At 48.4% G+C, this 519-nt stretch carries 1 pseudogene; it reads left to right on the top strand.

Annotated features, from left to right (window positions below):
- Positions 1–519: pseudogene (locus R7Q46_RS30255) on the top strand (DNA polymerase I); the annotation flags it as partial.

Genomic DNA, 519 nt, shown 5'->3' with positions numbered 1-519 from the left:
GCATTGGTGGCCTGACTAAGTTGTACGAAAATCTGGATGATATCGCGGCACTTGGTTTCCGCGGTTCGAAAACCATGGCGAAGAAGCTGGTCGACAACAAAGACAACGCTATGCTGTCTTATGAGCTGGCTACCATCAAGCTGGATGTGGAACTGGAAGAAACACCAGAGTCGCTACTGAAAGCAGAGCCAAACAAAGACGAATTGATCAAACTGTATGGTCAGTTGACGTTTAAGTCTTGGTTGAACGAACTGCTTGAAGGCGGCTCAGGCACTGTCGAAGCGGTTGAACTTGCGGGCTCTGCGCAAGCATCATCATCTTCTTCGCATGCTGAAATGGAAACCTCAGCGGTAACGATTGATCGCAGTCAGTACGAAACCATTTTGGACGAAGCTTCTTTCAATGCGTGGCTAGAAAAACTCAAAGCGGTAGAGCTGTTTGCCTTTGATACCGAAACGGACAGCCTTGATTACATGGTGGCGAACCTCGTCGGTTTGGCATTTGCCATCGATGAAGGTA

The organism is Vibrio sp. 811, from assembly GCF_033339195.1.
This window is presented reverse-complemented; position numbering and strand designations above follow the sequence as displayed.